This is a genomic window from Methanothermobacter sp. KEPCO-1, from assembly GCF_008033705.1.
GTDB classification, from domain to species: domain Archaea; phylum Methanobacteriota; class Methanobacteria; order Methanobacteriales; family Methanothermobacteraceae; genus Methanothermobacter; species Methanothermobacter marburgensis.
In genome coordinates this window covers 411,440-420,000 of the sequence record NZ_CP042937.1, presented here as the reverse complement: position 1 = coordinate 420,000, position 8,561 = coordinate 411,440, and the positions used below count along the sequence as shown (strand labels likewise).

7 protein-coding genes (1 of these 7 cut by a window edge) are annotated in these 8,561 nt (G+C 44.1%); 4 read left to right on the top strand and 3 right to left on the bottom strand.

From position 1 onward, the window contains the following. The 3 genes in view from FVF72_RS02240 to FVF72_RS02230 are tightly spaced (at most 1 nt apart) and all read right to left on the bottom strand, a layout consistent with a single transcriptional unit that may run on beyond the window. On the bottom strand, positions 1 to 403 hold the beginning of the coding sequence (locus FVF72_RS02240) for a cation diffusion facilitator family transporter (RefSeq protein ID WP_147671069.1). 491 nt of this gene lie to the left of the window's left edge; 403 of the gene's 894 nt are visible here — the first part of the coding sequence; it begins with the start codon at positions 401 to 403; its stop codon lies off the left edge, out of view. 1 nt (position 404) lies between these two features. Beyond that, complete coding sequence (gene gntC / locus FVF72_RS02235; protein WP_147671971.1) at positions 405 to 1,523, bottom strand: guanitoxin biosynthesis PLP-dependent (S)-gamma-hydroxy-L-arginine cyclodehydratase GntC; 1,119 nt, start codon at positions 1,521 to 1,523, stop codon at positions 405 to 407. Next, complete coding sequence (locus tag FVF72_RS02230; protein WP_013295286.1) at positions 1,520 to 3,088, bottom strand: radical SAM protein; 1,569 nt, start codon at positions 3,086 to 3,088, stop codon at positions 1,520 to 1,522. The genes gntC and FVF72_RS02230 overlap by 4 nt, the downstream gene beginning before the upstream one ends. Positions 3,089 to 3,199: 111 nt before the next feature. Between FVF72_RS02230 and FVF72_RS02225 the strand changes: the two genes are divergently transcribed. The 4 genes from FVF72_RS02225 to FVF72_RS02210 are packed head-to-tail and all read left to right on the top strand — an operon-like array spanning position 3,200 to position 8,518. After that, on the top strand, positions 3,200 to 3,700 hold the full coding sequence (locus FVF72_RS02225; RefSeq protein ID WP_048901175.1) for a phosphopantetheine adenylyltransferase: 501 nt from the start codon (positions 3,200 to 3,202) through the stop codon (positions 3,698 to 3,700). Positions 3,701 to 3,716: 16 nt separating this feature from the next. Next, entirely contained in the window at positions 3,717 to 4,244 is a 528-nt protein-coding gene (gene yjjX, locus FVF72_RS02220) for an inosine/xanthosine triphosphatase (RefSeq protein ID WP_013295288.1), read from the top strand. Between the two features lie 3 nt (positions 4,245 to 4,247). Beyond that, a complete protein-coding gene (locus tag FVF72_RS02215; RefSeq protein WP_187239656.1) occupies positions 4,248 to 6,359 on the top strand; it encodes an STT3 domain-containing protein in 2,112 nt (703 codons plus the stop codon). Positions 6,360 to 6,391: 32 nt separating this feature from the next. Next, on the top strand, positions 6,392 to 8,518 hold the full coding sequence (locus FVF72_RS02210; protein WP_147671067.1) for an STT3 domain-containing protein: 2,127 nt from the start codon (positions 6,392 to 6,394) through the stop codon (positions 8,516 to 8,518). Positions 8,519 to 8,561: the final 43 nt, after the last annotated feature.

Genomic DNA, 8,561 nt, shown 5'->3' with positions numbered 1-8,561 from the left:
TATACAGGGTCATGGAAATGTTTGCAACTATACCCGCAGCAGCCATAAGGGCGGCGGTGTAATCTGGAGGGGCCACTTCAATGAAAAGTTTACGGTATGCCTCAGAAACTATCTCATAGGATATTATGCCAAGGAATAAAACAACCACAAGCCCAACAAGAGCCTCCGCACGCCCATGCCCGTAGGGATGCTCCCTGTCGGGTGGTCGCTGCCCTATTCTGAATCCTATGTAGGTGATTATTGATGTCATGACGTCGGATAGGGTGTGGGCGGCCTCAGCAACAAGGGCAACACTACCAGAGGACACCCCCACAATGAAATTCAGGGTCGTTAGCAGTATGTTACCACCTATACCCGCAAGGGCCGCACGCCTTCCAAGGCGCATCCTCTCAACATCATCCACCTTAAACACCACACACGGGTTTAAGACGTTCCATGGCCTCCTGGATAAGCTCATAGGATGTGGCATAGGACATTCTAACATAATCTGAACCAGCCTCTCCAAATGCAGATCCAGGGACAACTGCAACACCGGCATCCAGAGCCCTTTCTGTAAAACCCCTGGAGTCACCCACGTGGGGGAACATGTAGAATGCACCGCCTGGAAGAATACACTCGAGCCCCATCTCAGTGAGGGACCTGAACATGAGGTCGCGCCTTCTTTTGAACTCATCCACCATCTCCTTCACACAGTTCTGGGGGCCCCTGAGGGCTGCAAGGGCAGCAACCTGCGACACAGATGGTGCGCAGGCGGTATTGTACTGGTGAACCTTGAGAAGCTCCTCAATTATATCCTCACGGCCGGCAACGTAACCTATCCTGAGTCCTGTCATGGCATAGGTCTTTGAGAAACCATTTATCACAATGGCATTATCTGTGAAACAGGCGGGGCTGTAATGTTTTCCATCATAGATGATCTTTTCATAGATTTCATCGGAGATTATGATTAGATCCCTGTCCTCTGCTATTTCAGCGACCCCCTTAATGTCATCCTTACCCATGACGCTACCTGTTGGATTGGATGGTGAATTCATTATTATGACCCTTGTATCGTCTGTGATCAGTGATTCAACCCTTTCAGGGGTCATGGAGAATCCGTCCTCCATACTCAGGGGCACAGGGACACTTATGGCCTCTGCCAGCTTCACACAGGCATCGTATGATAGGAAACCAGGGTCAGGTATCAGTGCCTGGTCCCCCCTATCAAGAAGGGCCTGTGTGCACATGAATATAGCTTCACTGGCACCAACGGTTATTATTATTGATTCAGGTTCAACATGCACTCTATTCTCTGTTCTGAGTTTCTCTGAGATGGCCTCCCTGAGTTCATACATGCCCATGTTTGAGGTGTAGTGTGTCATTCCCTCGTCCACAGCTTCCTTGAGGGCTTCCCGCACATGTTCAGGTACATTGAAATCAGGTTCACCTATCCCGAGGTTTATTGTGTCCTCAACTGCCACTTCAAACATTTTCCTTATCTCTGAGAGCCTTATGTCCCTTATTCTTGAAGCAAATTCTGTCATCTTAATCGCCCTTCCTCCTGCCATGAACAGTGATCCATGCATCCATGGCATCCTGACTCCTCACACCATGGTGTTACTTTCTCCTCCTCCATCCTAATGTATTCTTTCATGAGGAAGTCCTTCCTCAGCCCGAGGTTGATATTATCCCAGGGGAGAACATCGCCCGGGTTTCTTCTGCTGCAGTGGAGCTCCCATTCCCTGAGGGGTACCTTTGAGAATGAGGCCCTTTCAATGAGTTTTCCGGTTTCAGGACCGCCTGTGGAGAGCACATACTGTATGAGTCCACTGAGGGGACTTCCAAATTTAACAGGAACCCCCCCGGTGAGTTTCCTGAGGAGTTTGATCTTCCTCTTCATTCTCCTCATGTCATATTCCATCCACTGGAGGGGGGTGTGCGGCTTGGGAATGAGTGGGTTGATGCTGAAAGTAACCATTCCCCTTCTTATTTCATGAAGTCCACGTATGAGGCGCGTCAGGTCCTTTAAGTCTTCCTCTGACTCCCCGGGGACTCCTGTAAGGAAGTACATTTTAACACGAAAACCCTTTTTTATAGCCTCTTCTGTTTTTTTAAATACCATACTATCGCTTATGGGCTTGTTAAGTTTTCTTCGCAATTTAAGGGTTGATTCTGGTGCCACTGTAACTGTTTTAAGTCCCCCTTCAAGTAACGTGTCCATGAGGTGGGCTGACAGTGATTCTATTCTGAGTGATGGCATTGAAACCATGAAATCCATATCCACGAGTCTGGAGGAGAGTTCATCTATACGTGAATAGTCAGAGGCAGCGGCACCTATAAGTGAGACCTTACTGTAACCTGTGGCATGACGGCCCCTCTCTGCAACATCAAGGAGCCTGGGGAGTGATGTCTCACGTTTGGGGCGGTATAGGTAGCCGGACATGCAGAAACGGCAGCCCCGTGAACAGCCCCTTGAAACACCCAGAAGGAATGACCTCCCCAGGGAGGGAACCATCCTTTTATCCTCTGTAACGGGAACTATCTGTCTTACCGGGTGGCATGCCCTGTCCATATCCTCAACAATGACCCTCTCTGCAGGGTTGTCGGGAATGTAAACACCCTTTATGTCCATGAATTCATCAATCTCACGGCGAGGATCATCCAGCTCAAGGTACCGATCCATTAACCTGTTGAGCACAGGTTCAGCCTCACCTATTATGAAGAGGTCAATGAAATCTGAGAGTGGAAGGGGGTTGGATGTTATGCAGGGCCCCCCTGCGATTACAAGGGGACCATCGCGTTCATCCCTCCTCGGTGAAATACTGCCATCCCTCAGCATCTGGAGGATCCTGAAATAGTCCTCCTCGTAGTGCACAGTGAAGCTGATTACATCAAAGTCCCTCAGTGGACTTCCAGATTCAAGGCTTCGTTTGTAGGGGTGTATCACCCGCTCACACCATGCATCATCCCTTGAATTTATAAGATGATAGATTATATGGTAACCGAGTGAGGACATGGCGGTCCTGTAGGGCCCGGGGTAACAGGATGCGACCCTGACATCAACCATCCGGGGGTTCTTGATGATGACATTGTATTCCCGAAGCTGCATGATCTATACTTTATAAAGTCATTGCACTTAAAGTGGCCATAATGGCAGGCTGCCGCATAATATAAATTTAACTCCAACATAATTAGGGTATTGGCTTCTGAAGATGATAGGATGAAGGTGAAGAAGTACTCACTTGTTGCTGTTGGAGGAACCTTTGACAGATTTCATAAGGGCCACAGAAGGCTCCTTGATGAGGCGTTTCGTATTGGGAATACCGTTATGATTGGTGTAACATCAGATGAATTTGCATCTGCAAAGGGAAACGATATAGAACCCTGCAGTGTCAGAATGAAGAACCTTGAGGAGTATCTTTCAGATAAGGATACTGAGTACCATATAATGAGGCTGGAGGACCCCTATGGCACCACAGTTACCGATGAAAGATTCGATGCCATAGTGGTGAGCAGGGAGACCGAGCCGGTTGCCCATGAAATAAATGAAATAAGAAAAAGAAAGGGATTCAGGGAACTTGATATCATAACCATTGACATGGTGCCCGCAGATGATGGCATACCCATCTCATCCACCCGGATAAGGAGGGGAGAGATAGACAGGATGGGCCATCTCCTTGAGAGGATACGCCATGCAATAAAGAGGAAGAGAAATCAGTGAATCCCGGGGTGTTTACATGAGGGTTAATGTGGGATCAACAAATCCAGTTAAGGTTAAGGCCACAGAGAATGTCCTTGGGAAGATATTCGATGAACTTGAGGTCAGGGGTGTTGAGGTTGACTCAGGAGTATCTGATCAGCCAGTAGGTCTTGAGGAGACTGTGGAGGGGGCCATCAACCGTGCAAGGGGGGCTTTCAGCAACTGTGATCTGAGTGTTGGCATCGAGTCAGGTCTACACAGGGTGCCGGGGTCAATCACGGGATTTGTTGACCTCCAGTGGTGCGCCATCTATGATGGTGATCATGTAACACTGGGGGTGAGCGCAGGCTTTGAATACCCTCCCCTGGTGGTTGAGGAGGTCCTCTCAGGCAGGGAGGTTGGGGACGTCATGGATGAACTCACAGGCGTGGATGAACTGGGCAGGAAGAGGGGTGCTGTGAGTTTCCTTTCCCATGGGCTGCTTGACCGTGTTGGAAATACCGAGCAGTGCGTCCTCATGGCCATGATACCCCGCATGAACCCATCACTATATGGTCTTGAATAGGTGGTGTTTTTCCTGGAAGTCAATGAAAATGTGAAGATCTTCCTTCTGATGGTACTCATATTCTTCACGGGTTTCATTCTGAGAGCTGAGACTGTTCATCTTGTAGACATCAATGGTACTGAGGGGCTATATCTTACAGATGATCAGGGCCTCCCCTACATGTACGAACTGGACTCCTACTACAACTACCGCATCACAGAGAACTACCTGAAAAACGGTCATCCGGGGGATACACTGAAAGCAGGGATTCCATGGGACTCCTATTCCTATTACCCCCCTGGAAGACCCGCTGTCTATCCACCAGTGATATCATGGGTTTCTATAATGCTCTACAGGCTTCTTGACCCCTTCACAGATATGAGCCTCTACGAGCTCTGCTTCTGGTTGCCGGCTGTTGTGGCACCCTTTGCAGGTACTGTCATGTTCTTCCTCATCAGAAAGTATGCTGGTGACGCCGCAGGGTTCGCCGGGGGCATACTGATGGTCACAGCACCCCTCTACTTTGCAAGAACCATCCCCGGGTTTTTTGATACAGACATGTTCAACTGTCTGATGCCAGCTTTAATTGTGCTTTTCTACACGGGTGTGGTGGAATCCAGGGATAAATATAGATGCATCACTTCTGGACTACTCTTTGCGGTTTCCATGCTGCTTTTCTCCCTTTCATGGACAGGATGGCCGTTCATGCTCTATGTTACCCTTGCATCGGCCTTTATCTATACAATCATATCATGGAGGATGGGAACGCTTGATTTATCGTGCATCAAGAGGCTCTTCCTTCCAGTTTTTCTGGCAGTTCTTCTAATAGGATTATTCAATGGCCCCCCGCAGCTTTCAGGGGCCAACCCCCTTGCTATCCTTGACTCAACATCATCGACCGGGCCATGGCCAGATATCTATGAGTCGGTCTCAGAACTTGGCCACCCCTCAGTTGAGGTGTTCCTCTCTGCTGCAGGACCCCTCAACCTGGGGTTCGGTGTTTTCGGGGCTCTTGTGATTATCAGCATCTTCATAAGGGAAGATATGAGGAGGAAACATCTCCCCTCCTTCAACCTATTCATCCTCACCCTTTCACTGGTATGGATGATGGCAGGGCTTAGTGCATACTATATCAGTGTGCGCTTCGGTATTCTCGCAATAACCCCCCTCACATTCATATCAGGCATATTCCTTGGCGTCATCCTCTCATATATGAGGACCATCAGTGGTAGATGGAACTTCAGGGCGGATATTCCTGTGATTCTCCTACTGTTCCTCATAATCTCAGTTGCCACCATCGAGGCTGCTGAGATTGGCAGGATTCCCTTTATAAATGATGACTTCGCGGATGCGGCGGCTTTCCTGAAGGATGGGACAAGAGAGGGCACAGTTGTTGTGACTGACTGGAGCTATGGTCACTACATCACAGCCTCTGCAGAACGACCGGTTCTTTTTGATGGGGGATCACAGAATACCCCGAGGGCCTACTGGATTTTCAGGGCATTCGAGACAGATAATGAGAGTTTATCTGCTGGGATATTAACGATGCTCACATCGTCGGGGGACTCTGCATTATCACTTCTTGAAAACAGGACAGGAAACACGTCACTAACGGTTCAGATACTCAACGATATCCTTGGTGTTAACAGAAGATCTGCGGAGGAAATCCTCATCAGAAAGTACGGCCTTGACAGGGAGTTTGCAGATAAACTCCTTGAATACACCCATCCAGAGAGAAGGAACTATGTTATTCTAACAGCAGAGGGTATGAGGTACGTAGGTTACTGGTACCTTTACTATGGATCATGGAACTTCACCTCGGTTACCCCCAGACCCCTCTATGAAGTTGTGGATACCGGGGGGTCTGAAATGCTGAAATCGGTTGATGAGGGCTCATGGAGGGGTAAGAGACCCTACCGTTTCATAATAAAATACGGGAACTCTGTGAAAAGGGTTGATGTGGATGAATCCAGGAATTTTTCTGTTATATTTCTCCCAGATGAAGGAGAGGCCATAATTATAGATAGAAGATTTGATGATTCCCTATTCGTGAGACTGGTACTCCTTGAGGAGAATTCCAAATACTTCAGGAAGTTATATAATAATGACAATGTAATCATATGGCAATTAAAATAGATTGACAATTTTAAAGTAATGGTGGATGTGTTATGCAAGAGTCTCTTAAGGTATTCTTATTTATAAGCATAATATTTTTCACTGGATTTATTCTAAGGGTTGACACCGTTAATCTTCATCACTTTAATGCAAGCGAAAAGGATTATTTGACGGATTTTCAGGGTCTTCCATATATGTATGATGCGGATTGTTACTACAATTATCGTGTCACCCTAAATTATTTCAAAAATGGTCACCTAGGAGATAAGTACAATGGAAAATTCAGCTGGAATATTTATTCATATTATCCAGAAGGAAGACCCTCAAATTATCCTCCATTCATCGCATGGTTGGCTGTTTTCTTTTACAATTTTCTTGCTTTATTTGTGAATATAACCCTCTACGAGGCATGTTTTTGGTTGCCAGCAATTATAGCACCATTTACGGGTATAATGCTATTTTTATTAATGAGAAATCATGTTGATGACATTTCAGCATTTATTGCTGGTATTTTGGCGGTCACAACACCCATCTACTTCTCAAGGACAGTAGCTGGTTTCTTTGATACGGACATGTTAAATGTTTTAATTCCTCTTATAATAGTATTATTTTTTCATGGAGGCATTAGAACTGAAAATCTGTTTAAAAAGTATATTAAATGCATTCTTGCAGCGGTTTTTCTACTCCTCTTCTCGCTAACATGGAATGGCTGGGCATTTATTTTTATAATCATAGTTCTAACGTCTTTAATCTATGTCATAGTTCTTAAAGGTAGCGACAAGAGCTCAACGCCTTTCATTCAATTTTTCGCGGTTTTTATTTTGTTTTCTATTTTATTTATAGGGATGTTGAAATTATTCGGCGCGGGTATTTATTTAAATTTTCCCAACACTTCGCTTTTTTTAAAATCGAATTTTAATAATAACTGGCCAAACGCTAATTTATCAGTCTCAGAACTTTCGAAACCATCTTTCATTGAGTTTGTTTGGTTTTTAGGCGGTTTGAATATAGGTTTCGGTATTTTGGGTGTAATTGTAGTGGTCTTAAATTTATTATCAGCAAAGCTGAAGGATAAATCAGATTTGTTTTTCTACCTACTGATGTCAGTATGGCTTTTTGTGGGTCTGATTTCTTATTCTATGAGTATAAGATTCGGCATAATTTCATTCATACCCCTTGTAGCCTTTTCATCGATTTCTATCAACAAAATAATTGGAACTGTTTTTAAATTGAAAAATAACTTTATTAGAATTTTTATATTATTTTTAATTATTTCATCCTTGTTTGTAATTTCAGTAGCTCAAACCCAGGTATTTAAACTGCGACCAGCAGTAAACGATGATTTTGTAGATGCAGCAGCTTTTATAAATAAAACATTTTCATCCCCACCTGTTTTAGTAATGGACTGGAGTTATGGTCATTATTTCACTTCAGAGGGCATCCCAGTTTTAATGGATGGGGGCTGCTTAACTCCTCAAAGGAATTACTGGATTAGCAGAGCACTTTCTACAGATAATGAAACGCTTTCAAAAAACATATTAATAATGTTATCCTGTAGTGGGGATATTCCTATAGAAATGTTATATAAAAGGACAGGGAACATTTCTTTGACAGCCACTATATTGAATGAGATACTCTCTATGGATAAAAAAGATGCAAAATCAATTCTAATGGAAAAATATGGTATGAATCCTAACTTTTCGAATCAATTACTAAATTTCACCCATCCCTATCCAAAGAAAAGAATTGTTATTCTTACAGGTGACCATGAGATAAAAAGTGGCTACTGGAATTTTTATTATGGATATTGGAATTTTGCTAAATCTCAACCTCAGAAATTTGTTTATTCAGAAGGCGAGATAACATCAACAAATGATACATTAAAACATTATTCAAATAACATGTCTTTGGACTTAAAAAAAAGGTTCGCTTCTTGGAATGGAAAGAGACCTTATGAGGTTATATTGGTATATAAAAACCATAAAGATGAATTTAGGGTTTATAATGAGAGTAATCTAGTTTTCATAGTTTTCATGGAAAAAAATAGAGCTTTAGTGGTGGACAAAAAATCTAAAAATTCCCTTTTTATAAAAATTTCTGTCTTAAATGAAGGTACAGAACACTTTAAAAGAATCTACACCAATGGACATGTTAGTTTATGGGAACTTAGATATACTTAATTATATCCATATATTTCGAGGAAAAAGTAGGTCAATCACAGAC

Coding starts and splice junctions, on each gene's coding strand:
- gntC (WP_147671971.1), bottom strand. CDS start 1,523: ATGACAGAATTTGCTTCAAGAATAAGGGACATAAGGCTCTCAGAGATA.
- FVF72_RS02230 (WP_013295286.1), bottom strand. CDS start 3,088: ATGCAGCTTCGGGAATACAATGTCATCATCAAGAACCCCCGGATGGTT.
- FVF72_RS02225 (WP_048901175.1), top strand. CDS start 3,200: ATGAAGGTGAAGAAGTACTCACTTGTTGCTGTTGGAGGAACCTTTGAC.
- yjjX (WP_013295288.1), top strand. CDS start 3,717: ATGAGGGTTAATGTGGGATCAACAAATCCAGTTAAGGTTAAGGCCACA.
- FVF72_RS02210 (WP_147671067.1), top strand. CDS start 6,392: ATGCAAGAGTCTCTTAAGGTATTCTTATTTATAAGCATAATATTTTTC.